A 26,084-nucleotide genomic window follows, 5' to 3' on the forward strand; every position below is an offset into this window, starting at 1 on the left:
TAAACAATTTTCCTCTTAAAAAAAACTAAATTTACACTTTTAATTTAATAAATAAAGATGACTAAAACCGTTGGTGTGATTGGAGCTGGGATAGGTGGTCTTGCGTTATCAATTCGACTAGCAAATCAAGGGTTTAAAGTAACCATTTTTGAAAAAAATAGTTACCCAGGAGGTAAATTAAGTGAACTTAATATGAATGGATTTCGATTTGATAAAGGTCCATCATTATTTACAATGCCCACGCTAATAGATGAGTTGACTAATTTGCAAGGGAGCTCGCATAAATTTGAATACCAGAAATTAAAAGTCATAACTAACTATTTTTATGCGGATGGAACGCAACTAAAAGCATCTGCTAATGTAGAAGAATTTGCAGCGGAAGTACATTCAAAATTAAATGAAAATAAAGAAACTGTTTTAAAACACATAAAGCGCAACGCTTTTTATTTTAAAACTACCGAAGATTTGTTTTTGAAACAATCGCTACATCAGCTGAAAAATTTTATTAATCTTAAAACAGTAAAAGGTATATTATTTGCCCCGTTCTTGGGCTTAATGAGTACTATGCATAAAAAAAACGAAAAAACTTTTTCGAATCCAAAAACGGTACAGTTGTTCAATCGCTTTGCAACCTATAACGGTTCTAATCCTTATAAAGCACCTGCCTTAATGAATATGATTTCGCATTTAGAATTTAATCTTGGTGCTTACTTACCTAAAAAAGGCATGCATCAAATTACAACACATTTGGTCAAACTAGCTGAAGAAGCTAATGTGGAAATTAAATATAATACAACTGTCGAAACCTTAAATGTTGAATCTAATAATAGGATTGCCTCCATTAAAAGTAATGGTATTAGCTATCCCTTTGATATTGTGGCAAGCGATATAGATATTCACGCACTCTACAAATATTTATTGCCAAATTCTTTTACCCCTAAAAAGCTACTACAACAAGAAAAATCTAGTAGCGCTTATGTTTTTTATTGGGGAATAAACAAAGAATTTGCAGCATTAGGACTGCATAATATTTTGTTCAGTGATGATTATAAAAAGGAATTTGATTATTTGTTTTCAAAACAATTTCCAACAGAAGACCCTACTGTTTATATCAATATTACTTCAAAACATTGCAAAGATGATGCACCAGAGGGTTGCGAAAACTGGTTTGTAATGGTAAATGTACCGCACAACAAAAGTGAGAGTCTAAATTATGCAGCAGCTATTAGAAAGAATGTTGTTGACAAAATTAATATGATGCTGAAAACAGATATCGAAAAATACATTATTAGCGAAAGTATTTTAAGTCCAATTGATATAGAAAACCAAACATCTTCTTTTGGCGGATCATTATATGGCAACTCTAGCAACAATAAATTTGCCGCATTTTTACGACATGCTAATTTTTCGTCAAGTATTAAAAATTTGTTTCTTGTAGGAGGAAGCGTGCATCCAGGCGGAGGTATTCCACTATGCCTTTTTAGTGCAAAAATAGCCAGTCAACTTATAGTAGAACAAGAAAGGAAATGAAAGAAACATACAAATCATATTTTTTATATTTTTTAATTCTGGTCTATATTTCAGGCTCGATTGGGTTTGTAGTTAATCCTTCTTTTTTTAGTCCTTTTACACCTTATACATTATTACTTACTTGTTTCGTTTTTTTGATTCATACTCCCTTAGCAGACAAAAAATTTATAATTGCGTTTTTTTCTATTGCATTTTTGGGTTTTATTATTGAAGTAGTTGGCGTAAAAACTGGATTAATTTTTGGAAAATATTCTTACGGTAACGGATTAGGCTATAAATTTCTTAATGTTCCTCTGGTCATTTCGATCAATTGGGCAATGCTTATTTGTGCTGGGATCAAAGTGGTAAGTCGTATCTTTACAAACAAAATAATTGTTTTGGTTTTAGCTGCTTTACTCGTAACGGGTATTGATCTAATTATTGAACAAGTGGCACCGAAACTTGATTTTTGGCAATTTGAAGGGGGATTACCTGATTTACAGAATTATTTGAGTTGGATTGGCGTCGCTTTCTTTACCTCTTACTTTTTTTACCCTACAATTATCAAAGGTAATCACACTGTGTCTTTAATAATATTGATTTTACAAGTTATATTCTTCACCTTTTTATTTATATTTATTTAATATGGAAATAATAATTAATTTTAGCATAGTTTTAGTCACTTTTATCTTAACAGAGTTTTCTGCTTGGGCAAATCACAAATATATAATGCATGGCTTTATGTGGTATTTTCATGCTGATCATCACAAAAAAGACCATAAAAGTTGGTTTGAACGAAATGACTTGTTTTTTATCATTTATGCTGTGCCTAGTTGGTTACTCATAATGTTTGGAATGATGAACCAATATGCCTGGTACACATGGGTTGGTTTTGGCATATTACTCTACGGTTTAGCTTATTTTTTTGTGCATGACCTTATCATTCACCAACGCTTCAAAGTATTTACTAAAACAAAAAATGTATTTGTTTTAGCATTGCGCCGTGCGCACAAAATGCATCACAAAAATACTGGAAAAGAAGGTGGAGAAAGTTTTGGAATGCTAATTATTAAGAAAAAATACATTCAAGCTGCCTCAAAACAGTCTAAAACTCTTTACACCTAAAGCATTATACATATGAATAAATACCTTACTCATTAGTTTAAAGTTAGCGCTTTAGCTTTTGTTTATCGTATCGACTATTCATTGGCTTTATACAATATTAAACTATCAAATGGAAAATACAAATGTTGTCAATTGCCCGATTTGTAAAAAAACCGAAACTTCTTATTACATATCAACAAATGCATTAATGCATGAGCCAAATAATGAGCTTTATGTTTTTAATGTTTGTACTAATTGCGAAACAGCGTTTCTAACAAATCCCGTAGTGACTGAAAGATTAGAGGAGTACTACACCGAAAACTATTTACCCTACAGAGGTTCTTTAGCGTGGGGAAAGTATTTTTCCTTTGTAGAAAACAGTCAAAAAAACTTAGATTTAAGGCGAGTTAATTTTGTAAAAAAAAATCTTAAAAAAAACCAGCCTAATCTTAGTGTTTTAGATGTAGGATGCGGTAATCCGAGTTTTTTAGAATCTTTGCAACAAAACTCAAAAGTAAAATGCAGTGGAATTGATTTTTCAGATTCGGGTTGGAGGGACAAAAGCTACCCCAACTTAGAACTTAAAAAAGTTTCTATTGAAGATTATAATACTAAAACACAATTTGATATAATCACGCTATGGCATTATTTAGAGCACGATTACAACCCGCATCAAACTATTGAAAAACTCCATAATTGCCTAAATCAAGGTGGAAAAATAATTATTGAAATACCTAATTATAAAAGTATTAGTGCAAAAATTCAAAAATCACATTGGCAAGGATGGCATAGTCCAAGACATCTGTCATTATTAACAAATAAAGGTTTTGCGCTTTTGTTTCCTAAAGATAAATGGAAAATTAAAAAACATTTGCTATACGGCACCCTTGATGCCTTTACCCTATGGTGGCTTGGTAGAATGGAAAAAAAAGGGATAGATTGGTCGGGGAACATGTCTAATCATTTTTGGATGCTTGTTCTTTTAAAAGTGGTTACATCCCCTATTTTTGTATTTGAAAAACTTTTCCCTTTGGGCGTTCAAATTTTAGTGGTTGAAAAAAAATAATCTGATTTACAATCACAAACCCATTCAAAATATAATATAAACTCATGAGCCAAATAACCACTTGTACTTTTTTTAAATTGGAAAGCTTTTCCAGTAAACTTTGGGCGTTTTCGCAAATGCAATTAGGACACGCCCATTTCAAAAATATTGAAGGATTAGTATTCTACAAATTATTGGGCTCAGGAGCTGAAAATGGTTTTAGTTCAAAACCAAACTTTGGTACTTATGCATTATTATGTATTTGGGTGTCAGAAATAGATGCAAATAATTTTTTTGAAAAAAATTCCTTTTTTAACAACTATAAATCTAGAAGCTCGGAATCATTCACCGTTTTTGCACATGCAGCAGAAGCCCACGGAAAATGGGACGGAAGGCAACCTTTTATTTCTCATGCCTCTTTGGCTTTAGATCAGCCCGTTATGGTTTTAACACGAGCGAGTATTCGGCTTTCAAAATTGATTTCTTTTTGGAGGAAAGTTGGTGATGTGAGCAAAAGTTTAGAGAATTACGATGGATTAGCACTATCGATCGGTGTTGGCGAATGGCCTTTAATACAGCAAGCTACACTAAGCATATGGAAAACCCAATCCGAAATGCTTAATTATGCGTATAAAAATGAAAAACACAAAGAGGTCGTTCGTCTTACCAGAAAACTCAAATGGTATAAAGAAGAGCTGTTTGCAAGATTTATTCCATATAAATTTTCAGGCCAGTGGAATGGTAAAAATGTTGAAAATTTTTTAGATCTCTAATTTTATTTTTTTCAACACTATGATTATGAAAATCAATGATTTTTAAACAATCGCTATTTTGGCAAACTCTTTTTATAGTCTAAATACTGTTTCTGGAACAGGGGTTTTAACTATTTTATATTTTTTGTAACTTTTTTGATATTCCATACGTATAACACTTGTACACTTAAAATTTAGGAGACAAAAAAACATGAGACAACTAAAAATCACCAAGCAGGTAACCAATCGTGAAACCGCTTCATTAGACAAGTATTTACAAGAAATTGGTAAAGTTGACCTTATTACCGCAGACGAAGAGGTAGAATTAGCACAAAAAATTAAAGCCGGCGATCAGAAAGCATTAGAAAAATTGACAAAAGCCAATTTACGTTTCGTAGTATCTGTAGCCAAACAATACCAAAATCAAGGATTAACACTTCCCGATTTGATCAACGAAGGAAATCTAGGATTGATAAAAGCAGCACAACGTTTTGACGAAACACGTGGTTTCAAATTCATTTCGTATGCCGTTTGGTGGATTCGTCAATCGATTCTTCAAGCATTAGCGGAACAATCTCGTATTGTTCGTTTGCCTTTGAACAAAATTGGTTCTATCAATAAAATCAACAAAATGTACGCTTTATTAGAGCAATCTAACGAGCGTCCACCATCTGCTGAGGAAATTGCAAAAGAACTTGATATGACCGTAAATGACGTAAAAGAGAGTATGAAAAACTCTGGCCGTCACTTATCAATGGATGCGCCTCTTGTAGAAGGAGAAGATTCTAACCTTTACGATGTATTACGTTCAGGGGAATCACCAAATCCAGACAGAGAATTAATCCACGAATCATTGCGTACTGAAATCGAACGTTCTCTTGAAACATTAACTCCAAGAGAAGCTGATGTTGTTCGTTTGTATTTTGGTCTTGGCGATCAACATCCAATGACATTAGAAGAAATTGGAGAAACATTTGACCTAACGCGGGAACGTGTACGTCAAATCAAGGAAAAAGCAATCCGTAGATTAAAACATACTTCTAGAAGTAAAATACTAAAAACGTATTTAGGATAATACAGTAAAATGCTAAAAGTCAAAAATCATATCGTCTAACAACAGTATGATTTTTGACTTTTAGTTTTTGACTAACAAGTAACGACGGTCTGATTAACTGTTCGTTTTTTGATTGATGATTGAAACTCCGGCTGATTACCGGAGTTTTATTTTTTGTCATTGCGAGGAACGAAGCAATCTCATTATTCTTCTTTTGGGCGTAACCCTCCGTAAAAACTTCGGGTCGGGCTTTCGGCTTTATCTCTCCGTTGCACTTCGAGGATACCGCCTCTATCCCTTACGCAAATCGCCAAAGCATTCACGTATTGAATCCATAAAAAACTTTCTTCAATTGCTGCAAAAAAACTACTTTTGCACAAACTACTCAATCTGTAAAGTTGCACTGCAGTGCATCTCTACATAACAACTATACAATGAAGGACACACTAATTGCACCATCAATGCTTGCTGCCGATTTTGGCAATTTGCAACGCGACGTCGAAATGATAAACAACAGCGAAGCCGATTGGATTCATATTGATATAATGGATGGCGTTTTTGTTCCAAACATTTCTTACGGAATGCCTGTCCTGGAAGCTATCAACCGTCATGCAAAAAAAACAATTGACGTTCACTTGATGATTGTTGATCCTGACCGTTACATTAAAACTTTTGCTGAATTAGGCGCTAATATTCTAAGTGTACACTATGAAGCTTGCCCGCACCTTCATAGAACACTACAAGCGATAAAAGCTGAAGGAATGAAAGCTGGAGTTGCCATTAATCCACATACGAATATCGACCTATTGGAAGATCTAATTATCAATGTCGATTTGGTTTGCATCATGAGTGTAAATCCAGGATTTGGAGGACAATCCTTCATTGAAAATACGTACGCAAAAGTCAAAAAATTAAAAGAGTTAATCGATAGAAAGGGCGCAAAAACACTTATCGAAGTTGATGGTGGTGTAACCAATAAAAATGCCAAACAACTTGTCGAAGCAGGAGCTGATGTCCTAGTGGCCGGAAGTTTTGTTTTCAAAGCAGAAAATCCTATTCAAACCATAAAAGAGTTAAAGAAATTAACTTGTTTTTAAAACAAGAAGACTGTTAAACACATTCCAGAATGACTTTTTATTACGTAAAGAAAAGACGGTTGTTGTTTAATCGCTTCTACTGTTAGCAATCGCCAGCATCATTTTAAATTTTTATTGGTACAATTTAATTGTTTTTTATTCCTAATCATTCATTTTTAAGGCGCAAAAATCTTCTATGTGCTTTAATACAATATTTAGAGAACTTCTTTCAAAAGTATCAGTGAATATTTGTGTTTACAAAATCACTAACAGAGACTCCAATAAATTTTTTAAAATTTTTGGAAAATGTAAATCGTGAATTAAATAAACATTTTTCACCTAAGGACTCTACCGTATAATTATTTAGGTATCCTCCATTAATGAGCAATACGGCATAGTTAATCTTTACCAGATTACTGAAATCATTGCTTGAATAGTGACAATAATATTTGAACACAAACTCTAAGTGGCGTCTGGGTATTTTTAGTTGTTTTGCCAGAGTATCTGCTGTAAAAGTAGTTGTTGACAACACTTTATCCGATTTTTGTAAGATTTGGATATCTGAAATAATAAAATCAATTCTTTTCAAAATAGTATTGTACACTATTTTATCTTTTTCGTCGATTGTTTTTAATCGTTTTCTACTCCATATTAAAAACTCTGGTGTCTCCTTCAATTCGATTTTTTTCAACAAATAGTGTTCTCCAAAAATGACAATCGGATTTTTAAACATATAAATAAGCACTAACAACCAAAGAAAAGAAGAGTACTTATAAAAAGAACCTAAAGTCATCTGAGAACTCGATTCACTAAATAAAAAATAATTAGAATAGACGATTAATGCAAAAGTTAAAATAAACATTAATAATAACCAAGTCTTTATCTCTCTAAAACTTATTTTTTGAAGCATCGAGATGTTTTTCCTAAAAATAAAATCCTTCAACATAATAAGTATTAATATAAAATAAAGACTAGAATAGATTAAAAAAAATAAGGGATTAATTTTTGAATTAAAAAACACTAAGTTAATTACAATCAATGCGGTTGGAAAAATAAAATGTAAAAGCTCTTTTTTAAGTTTTTCAAACCCTTGAATAAGTCTTTTAAAAAACAAATAATAAACTGGTATAACAAAAAAACCAAGACGTAAATTTTTTTTTAATGGACTATAGGTTTCATGAACAAATCCTAAAATTTCAAGGGCATAAATAAAGCGCTGCACCCCAACAATAATCAAAATAACTATAAAATAGACATTTGTTTTATGATTTCTGCTAGAATTAAAAATCATAAAAACTACGATAAAAAGAGATAAAAAACCGACGAACAACGATAACAGGTTAAAAAACATGTGTCAAATATTCAAAATTTGTAGCAAATATAGGAATTACAACAAATGAACACTGCTTGTTTGTTATTCTTTTTCTTAATTTGCTTCTAATTAAATTAAATCCCCTTTTTTATGAAAAAAATCTACTTTATCCTGTACATCGTTATTGGACTTCTTATCACCGTAAATGCAAATGCACAAACGAATGTGACTTCTTCAGGAATGTCTATTCAGGGAATTGCCCGTGACGAAACCAATGCCGCGATAGCTAACATTGATCAACTGCCATTGATATTTACCGTATACTATTTAGGTACAGGTAATAGTGAGCAAGTTATACTTACTAAAACAGCCAATGTAAGGACTGATAATTTTGGTGTTTTTTCGTATGTTCTAGATATAAATCAAGGGCAATATGCTCTAATAAGTAGCCAATCTGCTTATTTGAAAGTGGTTCAGCAAAGTATCGTTTTTTCTAATGAAAAACTGCAAGCAGTTCCTTATGCTATTTTTGCGCAAAACGGAGTTCCTACTGGCTCTATAATGCCTTTTATAGGAACGACAGCACCTAATGGATGGCTGCTTTGCGACGGAAATGGTTTCACCGATGATGTAACTACCGCAAGTTTGAAAGCATTATTGGGCAGTACGAATACGCCTAACCTAAGTGGAATGTTTTTGCGTGGAGCTGGATCAACATCATCAGGACATTCAGGCCCGACTCTAAAAACAGTGCAACAAGACGATATGAAATCGCATTTGCATAACGTAAATTTAAATACCAATACAACAGGTCAACATGACCATAATACTACTTTCGCAAATGATGATTATAATAACAGTGGAGGACCTACTCCCGGTACTGGCTTATTAAAAGATGCTCCTTTTTCTTCTACTACTAGTCATACACTATCAACGAGTACGGATGGTCAGCACTACCATAATGTTTCTGGTAATACTGCTACAACAGGAGGAACTGAAACCCGCCCTATTAACTACGGTGTAAACTATATTATCAAGATATAATCCACATAGTCAGCGTTGCTTTCCTATTTCTTACTATTCTAACAAAATCTACACATGACGAAATACATTTATGTGCTATGCTTACTGTTGTTAAGCTATAGCACGCTATTCGGTCAAGAACAAAAAGGGGTTGCCACTGTAATTGGTGCTGCTGCTTCTGCAAAAGAAAATCTTAATCACAAAGTAACCCAAAAGGTAAATGGCGTAGACAAAACATTTATCATACAAAGAGTAAGTTTACAGGTGGGGATGCCTTATATGGGGGTAACTGATAAGCCATTTACCAATAATCCTACCCAAAAATATAAACAAGATTTAGGTTTTCCTTGGGGAATTCGTTATCGATACAATACTTTTTCGGAAGACGCTTTTACGGTATCAAAAGGCTATTTCAGTGATAGAATAGAAATCAACTGGGCTGTGAAAATGAACCAAACAAAAATTATCAGTATATCGGTATATCGGACAGAGGATATTGACAGCCCAAATCCAAATTGGGGAAAATCACTAAAAACACTTGCCGCAGATGCTGGTACCTATGTAGATACCAATACTGAAGGAGGCAAATTATATAGGTACAAAATAGACGCAAAAGGAGTTGAAGTAGATGGTTTAGAAATTTTATACACTACTTACATTACGGGCATAGGCTACAGAAATCCAACAGGTGTAGTTACTGGTAACATCACTTTTACAGGTGGAAACCCAGTAAAAGACGTATTAGTGGTCGCTAACCCTACAGGTAGCCAACTAAGTATCGGTAGTTCGTTAAAAGTACCTTCGGGTGGCTATATTTCTGTACCTAGATTGAACACAAGTTTGAAAGATTCTATCACTTTACAAGCATGGGTAAAACCTGAAAGTAGTTTTAACAATGATTTTTTAACTTTATATAGATTAGAGAGTGACGCCAATCAAGCTTTGGATTTCAAGGTGAAAATGGCATTAATAAGCGGAAAAAATGTATTGACCGCATCTATTGGAGCCAATGTGATTACACTGAATAATTATATTCCAAGTGGCGAAATTGACAATAAAGGAGATGATGTTTTAGTACCCATTACCAATATAAACACTTCATTTACCCATTTTAGCACGGTAATAAGAGATAATAAAATACCTGAAATTTATATCAATGGTCGATTAATTTCTGCGACTTATGCGGCTAAAATGAACAGTATTTTTGCCCAAAACACCTTGACTGGAACACCTCCAACAGTTACTTTTACAAGTACAAATACCCTAGTAAAACTAAACACTACAGCTAGTGGGCAACCACAAACTTGGACTCATTTTAGAATAGGAGGTGGTAAAGCAGCTTATTTAGATGAGTTTAGAGTTTGGGAAACCGCACTTAAATTTACTCAAATTCAACGTGATTACCGTCTCTATTTAAACGGAAACGAAGCATTTTTGAACACCTACCTCAGTGCTAACGAGAAAATTGGCGATTATGCGTATGACATGGCCCATACTGGCTTTAATTTTCATGGGAATAATGCCAAACTAAGCAATTCATTATTAACCACTGCTCAAACACCAACATTTGACAATACAGGCAACAACATCCCAACTAGCAGTCAATTGGGTGTTTTAGGTGTAACAGATGAGTTTGGTAATTATGTAATATCAGCTGTTCCCTATAGTGGTAATGGCGATTCTTTTACCATTGTACCTTCACTTGGAAAGCATGAATTTAATCCTTCGCAGCAAATAGCCTTTTTAGGCGTAGGCTCTACAGTGGTAAATAAAATAGACTTTATTGATAATTCTTCTTTTGTATTTAAAGGGATTGCTGTTTATGATAGTAGAGGTGTTTTTCCTACTACTTCTGATGCACCAATAACAGGAGATATTAAGGATAATGAGGTATATAATGCCTATGTAAAAGGGACTGTAAAATACCAAAAAGGAGAATATTGGGCAGAAAAAGATGCTACGGGGAAAATCACAAAACTGTATAGATATGCGCAAATACCTGTTCCAGGAGCCTTTGTAAGCATTGATAATGTACAAGCAATTGACGCCAATAATGTAGCCATTCAAACGGATATTAATGGTCGATTTACTATAGAAGTACCTATAGGAAAACACGCCATTAGCATAACCAAAAGTGGACATACTTTTGATTTTGACGGAAGATATCCTGCAAAAGAGGCTTCTGTAGCGAACGGAGTGACTACATATACCAATACTTATCAAGACTTTTTTGAAGACCGTGATGAACCCATTACTTTTATTGACAATACAAAAGTAATTGTAGTAGGAAGAGTCGTGGGTGGAACCGTACAAGCCGATAGAAAAATTGGTTTTGGTTACGATGGTAAAAAAACATATTCCTATAAAGATGCAAACGGAGTTAGTCGATCTACAATTTATACTTCTGAAAACAATATTGGAAAAGCACAATTAACCCTCGGTTACCTACCAACGGGGTCGACTAGTGTTACACCAGAATATAAAAGCAGCTTTTTGACTAATATTGAAACAGGAGAATACCGTGTTTCTTTATTGCCCTTAAATTACATGCTGTCTAAAAACGATTTAACATTTACCAGTGGCAAAAATCCGGACAACACTCCAATTTTAGACGCAGACAGAACTATCAATTTTATGGCTATAAAAGGATTACAATATCCAACATTTATTCAGGGAAAAGATACTATCACAGGACAACCCTATCAGGAAGTGCTTAAATTTGCTCATATCGCAAACCCGACGCAAAAGGTATTAAGCCAAACTTCTGATAAAACAATAATCGCTGGCGGAATTACCTACACGGTATCGGCACAACAAAAAACTCCAATTTATACCCAGTTTGGAGAGTATAGCGTTCAGGTTCAAGGACAGGAACTATATTATAATTATGATATAAGTGCTAGTTCACCTGTCATCAACACCGTTCCAGTTGAAGGAGGAACTTTAATTGCCACAAATAATTTGGCTTTAGAAGACAGTGAGAAGATTGTGGTTTCTGCTACAGATCCAAGTATTTTGACTTATAGTTTTAAAGGAGGAACACCCAATACAGATGCAGCAACAGGTTTTAAGCGAACTATTGATTTAAAATTCAGATCAAATGGAGTTGATTATCCGTTAACGGGTTATAATAAAGACGGAATTTTATTTGGTGGCGTTGCTGATGGTTCACAAACTTTTGTAACTGCAGGCCCAGAATTGCCGGATATTATATTAAGAGATCCACCTGGATCGGGTAGTTCTGCAACCATAGAGAAAGGTTCTAGTTTTAGTTTTTCTAAAGAAAACACATCCAGCTCCAGTAATGGTACAGATTTGAATACTACAGTTTCACTTGGATTTAAAATGAGTGTAGGAGGAGGATTAGCAGGGCCTGTAATGGAAACAGAAAGCACTAACGATTTAACAACTGGTGTTAGTACGCAGCAATCTTCCAGCAACGGAAAAAGCGTAAGCACTACTTATAGTTTTAATCAAACCATTTCTACCAGCGATGAACCTGATTGGGTTGGAGGCGATGCCGATTTGTATATTGGAGCTTCTGCCAATCAATTTTACGGAACCTATGATGAGTTAATAACATCAACAACAATCAATTCAACCCCTATTAGTGTAACTTATCTTAATGGTACGAATACGGTAGCAAAAAAAATATATCCCAAAGTGAATAAGGCGATGTATTTTAATGAGTCACCAGAAAAAACGGTGTTCATGTACACTCAACATCATATTCTAAATGAAATTATACCACAATATTTAGATATTATTAGTCAAATTGAATCAGGAGCTTTGGTTGAAAATCAGAATGGTGTGCTTTCAAAAAGTGCTTATACTTCCTCGATCAATCTTTGGAGAAAGATAATTCTGAACAATGAATTGACCAAATACCAAGCACTTAAAGATAAAGACCAACTAAAAGCATCTTTAAATGCCATTATAGAAAGTTTGAAAGACCCAGTTACAAATACTTTATCCCCATCGGCTAAGGAATTGAAAGATTTATTAAATAAAACTTTTTTCGAAAACCTTTCATTCGATTCTGGTATTGGAGAATTGACAAAAGGGTATGAAATAGGACGCTTAAGTGCCAGCACTTATTCTTACGAATTACAATTAGATGCTGCTGTTGTTGCGTCTGTTGGGGCAACATTTAATGAAACTGGTTTTGGTATGGAAAGTACCACCAGTAGCGGGTCTGGTTCTGGAAGTTCAAGTGAAGATAACTCTGAAGAAACCACAAATATCAGCTATACGTTAAAAGATGGTGATTCAAATAACACCTTCAGTATTGATGTAATCAATGCTTTTGATGGCAACGGGCCCATCTTTATTACAAAAGGGGGACAAACTTCCTGTCCTTACGAGGGAGCAGAACTATCTCATTTTTACAACCCAACGCATGCCAATGTTACCAATCCATCAGCTACAATTATGGATTTACCTGAACCAAATCGTGTACCGTTGACAGTAGCAACCATTGCGTTAGAAAAACCAGAAATAACCGTAGAAGCAGCCGATGTAGCAGGAATATTTGACGGTAGAAACGCAGAGTTTGTGCTCCAATTGCGCAATACAAGTACTGCTAACAAAGATGCTAGTTTTAAACTTTATGTAGATCAAGCTACAAACCCTGATAATGCAGCCATAAATATTGAGCCTAACGGAACTATCGTAAATATTCCAGCTGGTAAAACAATAGCATATACTATGACACTTAAAAAAGTTAAACAAGACCAGTTTGACTATAAAAACATAAAAGTGTCTCTAGAATCAACTTGCGATGGAAATGCAACTGATAGTGTACTAATATCGGCAACTTTTGTACCTGCTTGTTCTCCAGTGGCCATCATTGCGCCATCAAACAACTGGCTATTGAATAGAAATACCGCCTACAATGGAAATGAAACAAAACCGGTAAACATAAAATTGGGCGATTTTAACACTAGTTTTGCCAGTTTCCAAAAAATTAATTTAGAATATAGATTAAAAGGAACACCCGATTGGATTGGATTAAGAACCTATTATAAAAATCAACAAGATTATGACATTGCCTTTACTGGTGGAGATACAAATATCGAATTGATTGTAGGAACTGAATTAAACTATGCCTGGGATATTGCCGCACTGGGATTAGCTAATGGAAGTTATGAGCTACGAGGCCGTACAAGTTGCAATAACCAAACTGCATTCGAGTCTGCCATTATAGAAGGACACGTAGATCTTACTTCTCCAGTTCTTTTTGGTACACCAACACCAAAAAACGGTATTTTAGGTTTGGGGGATGATATAACCTTACAATTTAATGAACCCGTTAAAACCAATGGTACAGTTACTAAATTTGAATTTTTAGTCCAAAAAAACCAAAGTCCAGTAAAACATGAAGTGTCTTTAGCTTTTAATGGCTCAAGCAATACAGCTACCATTAACAAACCAGCTATTAACACTGGCGATTTTAGTATCGAATTTTGGTTAAAAAACTCGAGTCCTTCTGGAACATCTGTCCTGTTAAACCAAAGTAATGGAATTAAAATAGAATTGATAGATAGTGACATAAAATACACTATTGGCGGTCAAAGCATTAGTGCCACAATCGCTAAAGACAACACGTTCAACCATTATGCTTTTTCTTATAGTACTTCGGCAAATACCTTGAGAATCATTGAAAATGACATAGAAAAAAAGGTACAACAGCTTACCGCAAAATTAAACTTCACTAATGAGAATTTAATCACAGTAGGAGGAAACACTTTCAAAGGAAACCTCCACGATCTCCGATTCTGGAAGCGCAATATAACAAGAGAAGCTGCGGTAGCCAATATGAATAGCATTTTAAACGGTAACGAAACAGATCTTTTAGGGTATTGGCCTATAAATGAAGGAAACGGATTAATTGCCAATGATTTGGCACGATACAAACATCTTGCTATTACTAATACCAATTGGGACATTAGTCCTAAAGGTACCGCTTACAATTTTAACGGGACTAATTACCTTTCCATATCAGAAGCAGCCAAAGTAATTATATCTAAAGAAATGGATGCAACACTTTCTTTTTGGATGAAAACCAACCAAACGGGAGCTGCAACACTATTATCTAATGGTAAAGGTGATGCTAGCGATGCCATCGAAAGCAATGGGTATAGAAACAAATGGGCGATAAGTCTAACGGATGCTGGTACTATTGAATTGCAAGCAGAAGCTAATAATTTTCCTTTTGGTAGCATCAAAGTAAATAATAATAGTTGGCATCATGTTGCATTAAGCTTGACCAGAAATGGATCTATCAGGATGTATATTGACGGTAATCAAGTAGAATCCTATGCAAGTAATGATTTAGGTGGATTTACATCAAGCACTATTTTCGTTGGTGCCAGAGGCAAAATAAGTCCTTTAAGCATTGACCAAAATTATGTAGGTTTAATGGATGAATTATGTATTTGGGGAGCAGCAAGAGATGCTGAACAAATAAAATCGGATCAGTACCACGAACTCGATTTTAACAGTACGGGATTACTGTTATATACTACATTTAATAAACCAGAAACAGCAAATGCTTTTGGACCTAAATATTATTACCCATTAAACACTTTTGAAAAAACAAGTAGTTATGCTTTATTAAACAATAAACCACTTGCTTTTTCTGATGAAACTCCTGCTATTAAGCCCTTTCGTCCTACAGAATCCATTGTTGTGGATGGGGTAATAAATGGAGATAAAATAGTATTGAATCCACAAATCACAGACTGGTCAAGCATAGAAGGAAAAGTAGCTTACATAACGGTTTCTAACCTTAATGACATGGCCGATAATAGACAACAATCTCCAATCACATGGAGCGCCTTGATCAATAAAAGCCCTATGAAATGGTTTGTAGAAGGACATACAGATGTGGTGAATTTAATAAAAAGAACCAATGAAAATCTCTCATTTGACATTACCATAATTAATCGAGGTGGAACAAACCAGCCATACATCGTTGAGTTGCCTAATTGGCTAACATCATCTACAAACTCAGGAACCATCGCGCCTAACTCTAAGATGACAGTAACGGTAACAGTGGATAGTGATCTGGCAATTGGAAATTACAATACTATTTTATCTCTTGATACTAATTACGGTTATAATGAAAAAATACAATTAGACTTAAGGGTATTGGAAAAAGAACCTATATTAGAAATTGATCCCAGCAAGTTTAGCCAATCAATGAGTATTATTGGAAAAGTAAAATTAGGTGCTTTTTTTACGGATGATCTTTATGACAGGGTGGTTGCGACAGTAAACGGTGAAGTTCGCGGAAAAGCAAGTGTTATATATGATGCAAGTTTTAAGGAATACCTTGTATATCTGACGGTTTATAGTAACGAAGTTAGCGGAGAAAATATCTCATTCTATATTTGGGATGCTTCCGATGGAAAATTAAAAGAAGCCACTTTAAACAACGAATTCACTATTCCATATATGGCAGATGAAGTTATTGGAACCTATACCAGTCCCGCAATTTTTAATAATACAGAGGTAACTGGTCAGCAAATCTCCTTCAACCAAGGCTGGACATGGACCTCTTTCAACGTAACTGATGCTCGATTCGGAAATTTAAATGCGCTTACCAAAACTCTCGTCCTCAACACTTCGGATTTGATAAAATCAAATGCTCCGGCATTATTTGATGCTTATCAAGTTAACTCAGCCAATCCAGCTGAAAGTGGATGGTCAGGAACGGTGTCAAGTAACGGTGGTATTTCAAACAATAAAATGTATAAAATAAAATTATCATCAGCACAAAAATTAAATATTAAAGGTGTTCCTGTAAATTTAAATACGTGGTTTTTTGATTTAAATCAAAATTGGAATTGGCTCCCATTTGTAGTTTCAAAAAATGTGACCGTTTCAGATGCTTTAGCTAATCTCAATGCCAGTGAGGGTGATTTTATAAAGTCTCAGTCCCTATTTGCAATCTATAGCGAGTCAACGGGTTGGAAAGGATCTTTATCTTATTTAAAAGCGAGCGAAGGATATATGTTAAAAACAAATAAAGCCCAAAAGTTTACGTATCCTGAATATTTGAACTCATCAAGTGGTAAAATGAGTACTCAAAAGACAGCTTATGTTAGCAGTACCGAAAATGAGTTGTTATCCTTCGATTATGCACAATTCCCGAATACGATGAGTGCAATTGTAAAATTACCTAGCGGCTTTGAAAGCCTTGCTTTTTACAATGAGGCTGGCCAATTAAGAGGAAATACTATGACTCAAAATATTGACGGTACAGATCTGGCTTTTATAACTATTTATGGCAATCAACCAGAAACACTCATTGCTTATATTGGTAAAGGAAAAAGTAAGCGAACGACGACCAAATCGATTCCTTTTTCTACAGATGCTATCTTGGGTAGTATTGCTAATCCAGTGTTAATTGATTTATTGGAAGAGAAAATAAGTATATACCCAAATCCTTTTTATCATGATCTAGAAATTGCAATTGAAACCAAAGAAAGAGGAGATGCAAAAGTAGTAATTTACAATGTGCTTAGTCAAGTTGTATTCGAGGATACTTTTAAAATCAATTCGGATGCTTCAGTATTGAAAATCAGTCCTGCGGTACCTAGTGGTGTTTATCTCCTTCAAGTACAAATTAAGGGTAAAGTAATAACAGAAAAAATAATAAAAAACTAAAATAATAATTCCGGAAAAGCCCTATTTTAAGAATCCTTTTCCGGAATAAATATCTTATTTATGAAAAAAACAGCATTTTTATTTATACTATTTTCACTTTCTGTCCAAGCCTCACTAGCTCAGGTTCCCACTTGGTCAGTAAATGAGAATGACTACCAATACACCATGACTTTTGTGGCAAAACTTAATGTGGATGGAAAGCAGTTAATTGGCAAAAATGACAAAGTTGCTGCATTTGTCGGCAGTAGCTGCCGAGGAGTAAGTGGCGTTACTTATGTTGATAGAGAGGCAAATTATTATGCCTACCTCACCGTGTTTTCTAATTTACAAGGAGAAAAGATATCCTTCATATTATACGACAGTTCAACTGATAGAACATTGGCTGTAAGCAACCAAGTAACATTTGAAGTAAATGAGCATAAAGGAAATTTATTTCAATCCTATAGCATTGCTGCACCTTCGCTTAATGATAAGGCAGAAATTCTCACGTTTAATTTTCAAGATATCAAAAGTGTCTCCTCAGTTATTAACGGTGGTAAGATCAACATAAGTTTGTATGACAGTGAAGCTTTAACTGCACTAAAGCCTGTGTTCAGCTTGAGTAAAGGGGCGAAATTGTTTAAAAATAAAACTATACAAAAAACGGGCGAAATTACAGATAATTATACTTCAACAATAACATATGAAGTTCTGTCTGAAGATGAATCAAGCCTCATTAATTATGTAGTTACTGTCACCACGACCACTACTCCCACATTGTTCTATAAAAAAGATGCTGTTTGCAATATTGATGGTGTGGTAAAAGTGATCTCTACACAAGAAGGAGCTTCAGTAGTAATAACAACCAACGGCGAAACTATTTCGACCAAACAAATTTTTAATGGAGAGGCTATTTTTTCAGATTTAGAAATAGGAACTTATATTGTAACAATAGGTAATGAGTGGAAGCTAATAAATATAATATTAAAAGAAAAATAACTATGAAAATTTTAAAAAAAAGCTTTAAGATTATTGGAATTCTAATTGTTTTGTTTTTATTCTCAGGGTGTAAAGCAGAGTCAATACCTTGTAATAGTGTTCCTCAAGAAGATTTTGTATTAGTGAAATAAGTTTTTTAATGAAAAGGTCTATTATAAACATATTGTTTTTCATTCCACTGCAGTACAATAAACACAAAAGTATGCCAAGGCTAAGAAAACGCAAAACAATTCAGAGTTCGGAGCAAATGTCTTTATAGCCGGAAGTTTTGTTTTCAAAGCAAAGAATCCAATTCAAACTATACAAAAGCTAAAAAAATTAGCAAACTTCTAGAAAAAATGGCGCTTATTGCGCCATTTTTTATTTTAAATATTCCTCCTTAAAATTAATCATTCTTGAAATATGTATATAAAGATCCGGATGCTGCGATTGAAAAACAGTAGGTGTTTCAAAAAAATGTTCTAAGATTACCGATAAAAATTCAAACTGATTTTCATAAGCATACGCCCTAAAATAACCTTTTTGAAGCAATATGTTGTTTAAACTAGGATTGCTATAATATTGAAGAACTTCATTAAACTCACCTTGAAAAATAACAGTATTGGGATCATTTATTTTCAAACAATGAAAATGCAGCACATGAGAAAACTCATGCAACCCCAGATTGATGTTATTATTTGATACTGAGTGTCCCAAAAAAAAGTCTTCCCAGGAAAAAACTACTGCTTTCATTTTGGGATTAAACTCTCCTTTGTGATAGGTTTGATTCACGGTAGAGAAGTAACTGGTAGGATAGATTATTATTTTATCAAAGAAACTCACAAGATAATTCCTCATGCCAAAAGTTAACATTACATAAGTTCCAGCCATTAGCATTTGCATTTGTTCTGTGACCACAATGTTCTTACCAAGAAACTTATACTTGGCGATAAATTCTATTATGCGATGCTCAAAATACATTTTCTTTTTAGAAGAAAGCCTACTGTAGAATGGAAACTCGTTTAGTAAGATTTGATATTGGCTCGCCTTTAATTTCTTTGTAAAAGGATACCAATGAATATATAATGGTTTGTTGAATACAAATACACACACTGGTTCTACAACTCTAAAAATTATAAAAAAGAGAAATAGCGCACCTACAAATACCCAAATAAAAATCTGAATTGACATATATTACAGCTATTTTTAAATAAAAAATGCTTCAAAAAGAGCCAAGTTAACTTGAATCCTTTTGAAGCATTTTATTCGAGTTTGTGACCACGGCAGGGTTCGAACCTGCAACCCTCAGAGTCGAAATCTGATATTCTATCCAGTTGAACTACGCAGTCAATAGTAGCTTAGATCACTGAATAACGTTTTGTAATCATTATATAAAAAGCGTTACTCTTGAATCTTTACTCTTATGTCAATAATTTCTTTACGATTGTAGAAATAGTCTTTCCTTCAGCAGTTCCGCCTAATTGCGCTGCAGCCAATCCCATTACTTTCCCCATTGCTGCTATTCCTGTCGCTCCGGTTTCAGCAATTATTTTTGCAATTACAACTTCAACTTCTGCTTCGCTTAATTGAGCTGGTAAGAATTTTTCGATTACTGCAATTTGAGCTAATTCTGGTTCGGCTAAATCCAAACGATTTTGTTCTGTGAAAATTTTAGCACTATCCTTGCGGGTTTTAACTAATCTTTGAAGTAATTTTATTTCATCATCTGCTGAGATTTCCTCTTTTGAACCTGTAGCGGTTTGTGCCAATAGAATTTCAGACTTAATAGCTCTTAAGGCTTCTAAGGCAACTGTATCTTTGGCTCTCATGGCGGTTTTAATTTCGTCCATGATTTGTACTGATAAACTCATATTCTGTATTGTTAATTTGTCAATCGACTATTGAAATTCTAATTATAAAAAAAAAGACTGGTTTTGTTCTATTCCAGAGCACTATGATTATCGCAATTTGCAGCCTTTTCTTTTTCGTGACCCAGCACAGCTCGCACATTAATGCTTGGCAAATTTAATTAAATTTACTGGATTTAGCAACTGATTGTATCCTTCAGATTTCACAAAATAAAAGATCCGAAAACCTAAATAGATTTTCGGATTTTTATTGTTTAGCATGTGCCTTAGTCTACATTATCATGTAAATAGGAATTATTTGAACGCAACTGTAAATCGTTATTACTGTCCGTTCCAACAGAAATTCTAGAATTTGTATTATTAGTTTGATTATTTGAAATGTCTATTCCTAATCTTTTGTAGGCTGGTTCTTTTTCATATTCATCAATTTTCGAAACATTATTATGAAACTTGTAATTGAATTCCTTTAATTTTTTTCTTCTCTCATCGGCTCTCATTCGCAAGGATTCTTCTATGGTCATCTCCGTTGGCGAAATTGCTTCAAAGTCAACAGGAGCTTTCTCAAGACTCTCAACTTGTTTCATTGTGATATTGAGCTCAGCCGGAACAACAACTTCAGGCGTTTTAACTGCTGTCTTCGCCATAAAATTAGGCTCATCTTCCATAAATTCCTCCAGTGAATATTTAATGATTCCGTTATCAGTCAATTCCGTTACCGGGACAAACTGAACAGCCTCATTTACTTTTATATCACGCGTTTCATTATTTAATTCTAACGAGACTTTATTTTCTTCTAATGCTGCAACTGCTTCCGTTTTAAAAAGTGGCAGGTCAAAGGAAAATGTTGTTTGCTCTTGTCTTTCAGCAGCTTTAGGCTGACTTACTTTGGCCTCTGCCACAGGAGATGAAATTGTAAAATCAACATTTGTGATTGGTGCAACAATTTCAAAAGTTACGTCTAGATTTTTAGCAAATTCAGACACAGTCATCAAATCTTCTTTATTATCAGTTGGCGCAATTAGAAGTGCTTCAGCAGTATCAGCTTGATCTTCTATTAAGTCAAAAACAACTCTGTCATTTGAATTTGTCGCTGGCGATTCCATATTCAAATCAAATGCAGATACCGTTTTATTTGTTAAATTATGTACACTTTTTTGTTCGTCTTCCAGTGTATGTATTATTTTTTTAGGCTCTGTGTTTACGATTTCATTTTGTTGTTCAACATCAAATCCAGTAGCTATTATGGTCACAGCGATAGCATCTCCAAGTGACTCATCCTCGCCAACTCCCATAATTATATTTGCATTATGACCTGCTTCTACTTGGATGTGATCATTTATTTCTCCAATTTCGTCGATAGTTATTTCATTAGTTCCAGAAACGATAAGCAACAATACGTTTTTGGCACCTGTGATTTTATTATCATTTAATAAGGGTGAATCTAAAGCAGCAATAATCGCTTCTTTAGCTCGGTTTTCTCCCGAAGAAACGGAGGAACCCATAATGGCTGTTCCGCTATTAAACAATACGGTTTTAGCATCTCTTAAATCGATATTCTGAGTATAGTGATGCGTGATTACTTCAGCAATACCTCTTGAGGCTGTAGCCAAAACTTCATCTGCCTTTGAAAACCCTGCCTTAAAACCAAGATTCCCATATACTTCTCTTAACTTATTATTGTTGATAACGATTAACGAATCAACTTGCTTGCGTAATTTTTCGATACCAATTAGAGCTTGTTCCTGACGCACTTTCCCCTCAAACAAGAAAGGCAAAGTCACAATTCCTACGGTAAGAATATCTCTTTCTTTAGCCAATTGTGCAATAACCGGCGCAGCACCTGTACCAGTACCACCACCCATTCCGGCTGTGATAAAGACCATTTTTGTATTGCGATCTAACATTTTTTCAATCTCAGAAATACTTTCTATCGCTGACTGTTGCCCTACATCGGGGTTTGCTCCTGCTCCAAGTCCCTCTGTTAAATGTACCCCCAACTGAATTTTGTTAGGTACAGAACTACTTTGTAATGCTTGAGAATCAGTATTACAAACGATAAAGTCTACGCCTTTAATTCCTTGTTTGAACATGTGATTTATAGCGTTACTTCCGCCTCCACCTACACCAATAACTTTAATCACATTTGATTGGTTTTTTGGTAAATCAAATGAAATACTTCCAAATTCTGAGTTGCTCATCATTTTATTTGGTTTTTGATATTTATTATTAATTCTTGTGAATATTTTTTCTTTTTATTCAGCGTTATCTAAAAAATCTTTGATCTTATCTACGTAACGATCAAAGAAATTTTTCTGAATTCTGCTAACAGTAGAATTCTGCTTTTCTTTAGAACTCTTATCTTCCTCTTCTTCGTTCTTTTCCGGTGCTTCATACACAGGGCTTTCAACAACTGCTGTTTTAAAGCCTGTGATTCGCGGTTGTTCTATAGCATCAATACGGAATGCACTTTGTGTATTATTCTCAATACTTTTCATTACTAACCCAACTGCTGTGGCATATAACGGGCTTGAAATTTCTTCCTCTGAGTTTCCTGCTAAATGCTCATTTGGATATCCAATTCTGGTATCCATCCCGGTAATATATTCTACTAACTGTTTGATGTGTTTTAATTGAGCTCCACCACCAGTAAGAACAATTCCTGCTATTAGTTTCTTGCGAGGATCTTCATGACCGTACGCTTTTATTTCTGTAAAAACTTGGTCCACGATCTCAACAACACGAGCATGAATTATTTTAGAAAGATTTTTTAACGAAATCTCTTTTGGTTCTCTACCTCTTAAACCTGGAATAGATACAATTTCATTATCTCTATTTTCTCCTGGCCAGGCTGAACCAAATTTAACTTTCAATAATTCAGCTTGCTTTTCTATTATGGAACATCCTTCTTTAATGTCATCGGTTATGACATTTCCTCCAAAAGGAATCACTGCTGTATGCCGAATAATACCGTCTTTGAAAATAGCTAAATCAGTCGTTCCGCCACCGATATCGATTAACGCTACTCCTGCTTCTTTTTCTTCCTGACTCAAAACTGCATCTGCTGAAGCTAATGGTTCTAATGTCAATCCTGATAACTCAATACCAGAACTTTGAATACATCTCCCCACGTTACGTATTGATGATGCCTGACCCACTACAACATGAAAACTAGATTCTAATCTTCCGCCGTACATTCCTATGGGCTCTTTAATTTCCGATTGCCCATCAATTTTGAATTCTTGCGGCAAAACATGGATGATCTCCTCACCGGGCAACATCGCTAGTTTGTTAACTTGATCAATCAAAAGCTGAATATCATAACCACCTATAACTTCCTCGGGATTACTTCTGCTAATGTAATCAGTATGTTGAATACTGCGAATATGCTGTCCTGCTATTCCCACTACCACATCTTTTATCTTGTAGCCTGAATTATTTTCGGCTTCTTGAATCGCTTGTTGAATGGATTGTATGGTTTGCGTAATATTATTTACAACACCCCTTGCAACTCCTAAACTTTTAGATTTTCCCAGACCTAAAATTTCTAGTTTGCCATATTCATTCTTCTTGCCTATCATGGCAACTATCTTAGTTGTCCCAATATCTAGACCTACTGCAATATTCTCTTTTTCCATTATCTATTATTTAGTGCAAACTACTTGTTCCGTAAATCGGAGGTCAATTTTCTTATATTTATACAACGAACTGTCTAAAACTGCTTTTTGGAAAAAAGCTTTATAATTTTTAAATTTTCGCTCCACATTTTTCAATTTACCAAAATCTATTTGATAATCAAAATTTCTGTTTAGCATTTTCAAGCTTCCATTTGGCATAATTTGTATTCCAATAATATTTTTTTTCAAAAACTCATCATCATAAACCATGCGAAGTAAACCAGTTAAATCTTCGTTATTTTTTTTATTTAAATCCCCCGAAACAAGCGGAACTCTTGCTGTAAAATTAGTTGATAACGGCATTCTATTCCCTTCGAAATCAATGTAAAAAGAGCCTTTGTCTCCAAAAAACCTAGCAATAGGATTTTTTTGTTTTACTACAGCTTTTAGAACACCATCAATTGTTACAAAAACGTGTGATTTTTCAATCATCGGTTGTGCATCCAGAGTAGATTCTAGCTTGTTCAAATCTAAATTAAGTTTTTGAATGCTTGATGCCTCTCTTTTATTTTCTATTAACAATTTATTAACCGTTTCTTGTCGTACAAAAGGAGCGTTATCCCCTACAAAAACAACAACAGATTTAGTCAGTTTTCTATTATTATTGCGATCTGAAGTAAATGAAAACAGAAAAATCACTACCACAAACATTAACAATAATCGAATATTAGTCCAATTAAATACTTTCATATATCGCGTTTTTTATGGATGGTACTAATTCTCCAATATCTCCCGCCCCAATGGCTACAATAATAGTTGCATTGCTAGCTAAGATTGTTGAAATTAAATCCTCTTTAGAAACTACATTTTTATGCTCATTAGTCATTTTTTCTATCAACATTTGTGAGTTAATCCCTTCCATAGGTAATTCACGAGCTGGATAAATATCTAATAAAACAACCTCATCAAAAGCAGACAAACTTTTAGCAAAATCATCAGCAAAATCTCTTGTTCTGCTAAACAAATGGGGTTGAAAAACGGCTAACACTTTCTGCTGTGGATACAACTCACGAATCGCCTGATACACTGCGTTTATCTCTGTTGGATGATGGGCATAATCGTCTATAAAGACTTTCGCATCTGTTTTTATTTGATATGAAAATCGTCGTTTTATCCCTTTGAATGATGCAATGCCTTTTGCAATGGCGTCGGTTGGGGTGCCGAATACGTTTGCCATTGCAATAGCCATTAATGCATTCATTAAATTATGTCTACCCGGTAAACTAAAATATAAGTCTTTGATTATATCCGTAGGTGTTTGCACATCAAAAACATAACTACTATTTTGCACTCTAACATTCAACACTTTGTAATCAGCTACGTCATTTATAGCACAAGTAACGCCTTCCAAGGGCAATTCTTTTGTTACAAAAAGATTGTTTTTATCTTCAATTTTAGAGGCGAATTCAAGAAAAGATTCTTCTAGTGATTCACTAGTTCCATAAATGTCCAGATGATCTGCATCCATTGACGTAATACATGCAATATTAGGGTGCAAATATAAAAAAGAACGATCAAATTCATCCGCTTCAACTACGGTTACTGTTGTGCCATTTCCTATTAAATTTGAATTGTAATTTTCGACTATACCACCAATAAAAGCAGTGACATCAGCGCCACTTTCATGTAAAATATGTCCTAAAATCCCAGAAGTAGTTGTTTTTCCATGCGTACCGGCAACCGCAAAACAAAAGGTATCTTTTGTAATCAACCCTAAAACTTCGGCTCTTTTTTTGATTGTATACTCTCTTTCCATGAAATAAATCCACTCTGAATGCGTCTTAGGAACAGCTGGAGTCACGATCACTAATGTGTTTTCAAGATAAAAATCTTTCGGAATCAAATTAATACTGTCTTCAAAATGAATTGAAATACCACTTTCGCTTAACTCATCCGTAAGAACAGAACGGGTTTTATCGTAACCACAAACCTGCTTTCCCAAGTTCTTGAAATAGCGAGCTAAATTACTCATCCCTATTCCTCCAATTCCTATAAAATAGACGTTATGTATTTGATTTAAGTTCATGTTATTATGTG

Annotated in this window: 18 protein-coding genes and 1 tRNA gene; 10 read left to right on the top strand and 9 right to left on the bottom strand. The window is 34.3% G+C overall.

The window, feature by feature from the left end; translation table 11 throughout:
* Positions 1-57: 57 nt before the first annotated feature.
* The 6 genes from crtD (at position 58) to ACEN2F_RS03520 (ending at position 5,485) form a co-directional block, all read left to right on the top strand.
* Complete coding sequence (gene crtD, locus ACEN2F_RS03495) at positions 58-1,530, top strand: 1-hydroxycarotenoid 3,4-desaturase CrtD (RefSeq protein ID WP_441736130.1); 1,473 nt, start codon at positions 58-60, stop codon at positions 1,528-1,530.
* The gene (locus ACEN2F_RS03500) at positions 1,527-2,153 is read left to right on the top strand and encodes a carotenoid biosynthesis protein (RefSeq protein ID WP_441736132.1); all 627 of its coding nucleotides are present in this window, start codon (positions 1,527-1,529) and stop codon (positions 2,151-2,153) included. Before crtD ends, ACEN2F_RS03500 begins: the two co-directional genes overlap by 4 nt.
* A gap of 1 nt (position 2,154) precedes the next feature.
* Positions 2,155-2,634, top strand: a complete 480-nt coding sequence (locus tag ACEN2F_RS03505; RefSeq protein ID WP_441736134.1) for a sterol desaturase family protein — start codon at positions 2,155-2,157, stop codon at positions 2,632-2,634.
* Positions 2,635-2,743: 109 nt separating this feature from the next.
* A complete protein-coding gene (locus tag ACEN2F_RS03510) occupies positions 2,744-3,679 on the top strand; it encodes a class I SAM-dependent methyltransferase (RefSeq protein ID WP_441736136.1) in 936 nt (311 codons plus the stop codon).
* A 44-nt stretch (positions 3,680-3,723) separates the two neighbouring features.
* Positions 3,724-4,431 (top strand): DUF3291 domain-containing protein, encoded by a 708-nt coding sequence (locus ACEN2F_RS03515; RefSeq protein ID WP_441736139.1) that lies wholly within the window; start codon positions 3,724-3,726, stop codon positions 4,429-4,431.
* A 190-nt stretch (positions 4,432-4,621) separates the two neighbouring features.
* Positions 4,622-5,485: a sigma-70 family RNA polymerase sigma factor gene (locus tag ACEN2F_RS03520; protein ID WP_007137700.1), complete on the top strand. Its 864-nt coding sequence runs from the start codon at positions 4,622-4,624 to the stop codon at positions 5,483-5,485.
* Positions 5,486-5,667: 182 nt separating this feature from the next.
* Here the strand turns inward: ACEN2F_RS03520 and ACEN2F_RS03525 are convergent, their stop codons facing one another.
* Positions 5,668-5,868: a hypothetical protein gene (locus ACEN2F_RS03525; RefSeq protein WP_441736141.1), complete on the bottom strand. Its 201-nt coding sequence runs from the start codon at positions 5,866-5,868 to the stop codon at positions 5,668-5,670.
* Between the two features lie 30 nt (positions 5,869-5,898).
* On the opposite strand from ACEN2F_RS03525, the gene rpe reads away from it, so the two are divergent.
* On the top strand, positions 5,899-6,561 hold the full coding sequence (gene rpe, locus ACEN2F_RS03530; RefSeq protein ID WP_441736143.1) for a ribulose-phosphate 3-epimerase: 663 nt from the start codon (positions 5,899-5,901) through the stop codon (positions 6,559-6,561).
* A 217-nt stretch (positions 6,562-6,778) separates the two neighbouring features.
* Here rpe and ACEN2F_RS03535 read toward each other — a convergent pair whose 3' ends face one another.
* Positions 6,779-7,450 carry a helix-turn-helix domain-containing protein gene (locus ACEN2F_RS03535; protein ID WP_441736146.1) on the bottom strand — a complete coding sequence of 224 codons (672 nt, stop codon included), beginning with the start codon at positions 7,448-7,450 and terminating at the stop codon, positions 6,779-6,781.
* Between the two features lie 552 nt (positions 7,451-8,002).
* Here ACEN2F_RS03535 and ACEN2F_RS03540 point away from each other — a divergent pair.
* The 3 genes from ACEN2F_RS03540 to ACEN2F_RS03550 are packed head-to-tail and all read left to right on the top strand — an operon-like array spanning position 8,003 to position 18,526.
* Complete coding sequence (locus ACEN2F_RS03540; protein WP_441736148.1) at positions 8,003-8,896, top strand: tail fiber protein; 894 nt, start codon at positions 8,003-8,005, stop codon at positions 8,894-8,896.
* A gap of 54 nt (positions 8,897-8,950) precedes the next feature.
* Positions 8,951-17,548 carry a LamG-like jellyroll fold domain-containing protein gene (locus tag ACEN2F_RS03545; RefSeq protein ID WP_441736150.1) on the top strand — a complete coding sequence of 2,866 codons (8,598 nt, stop codon included), beginning with the start codon at positions 8,951-8,953 and terminating at the stop codon, positions 17,546-17,548.
* A gap of 60 nt (positions 17,549-17,608) precedes the next feature.
* A complete protein-coding gene (locus tag ACEN2F_RS03550; protein ID WP_441736153.1) occupies positions 17,609-18,526 on the top strand; it encodes a hypothetical protein in 918 nt (305 codons plus the stop codon).
* A 360-nt stretch (positions 18,527-18,886) separates the two neighbouring features.
* Here ACEN2F_RS03550 and ACEN2F_RS03555 read toward each other — a convergent pair whose 3' ends face one another.
* The 7 genes from ACEN2F_RS03555 to murC form a co-directional block, all read right to left on the bottom strand.
* Entirely contained in the window at positions 18,887-19,696 is an 810-nt protein-coding gene (locus tag ACEN2F_RS03555) for a zinc-dependent peptidase (RefSeq protein WP_441736156.1), read from the bottom strand.
* Between the two features lie 84 nt (positions 19,697-19,780).
* Positions 19,781-19,854: transfer RNA gene (locus ACEN2F_RS03560), tRNA-Arg, on the bottom strand.
* 72 nt (positions 19,855-19,926) lie between these two features.
* Complete coding sequence (locus tag ACEN2F_RS03565; RefSeq protein WP_441736159.1) at positions 19,927-20,376, bottom strand: GatB/YqeY domain-containing protein; 450 nt, start codon at positions 20,374-20,376, stop codon at positions 19,927-19,929.
* Between the two features lie 263 nt (positions 20,377-20,639).
* Positions 20,640-22,574 carry a cell division protein FtsZ gene (gene ftsZ / locus ACEN2F_RS03570; protein WP_441736161.1) on the bottom strand — a complete coding sequence of 645 codons (1,935 nt, stop codon included), beginning with the start codon at positions 22,572-22,574 and terminating at the stop codon, positions 20,640-20,642.
* Positions 22,575-22,625: 51 nt separating this feature from the next.
* The gene (gene ftsA, locus ACEN2F_RS03575) at positions 22,626-24,008 is read right to left on the bottom strand and encodes a cell division protein FtsA (RefSeq protein WP_441736164.1); all 1,383 of its coding nucleotides are present in this window, start codon (positions 24,006-24,008) and stop codon (positions 22,626-22,628) included.
* A gap of 6 nt (positions 24,009-24,014) precedes the next feature.
* A complete protein-coding gene (locus ACEN2F_RS03580) occupies positions 24,015-24,737 on the bottom strand; it encodes a cell division protein FtsQ/DivIB (RefSeq protein ID WP_441736166.1) in 723 nt (240 codons plus the stop codon).
* Positions 24,724-26,073 (bottom strand): UDP-N-acetylmuramate--L-alanine ligase, encoded by a 1,350-nt coding sequence (gene murC / locus ACEN2F_RS03585; RefSeq protein ID WP_441736168.1) that lies wholly within the window; start codon positions 26,071-26,073, stop codon positions 24,724-24,726. The genes ACEN2F_RS03580 and murC overlap by 14 nt, the downstream gene beginning before the upstream one ends.
* Positions 26,074-26,084 lie beyond the last annotated feature (11 nt).

Origin of the sequence: Flavobacterium sp. W20_MBD1_R3, assembly GCF_052119725.1 — a bacterium.
GTDB lineage: Bacteria > Bacteroidota > Bacteroidia > Flavobacteriales > Flavobacteriaceae > Flavobacterium.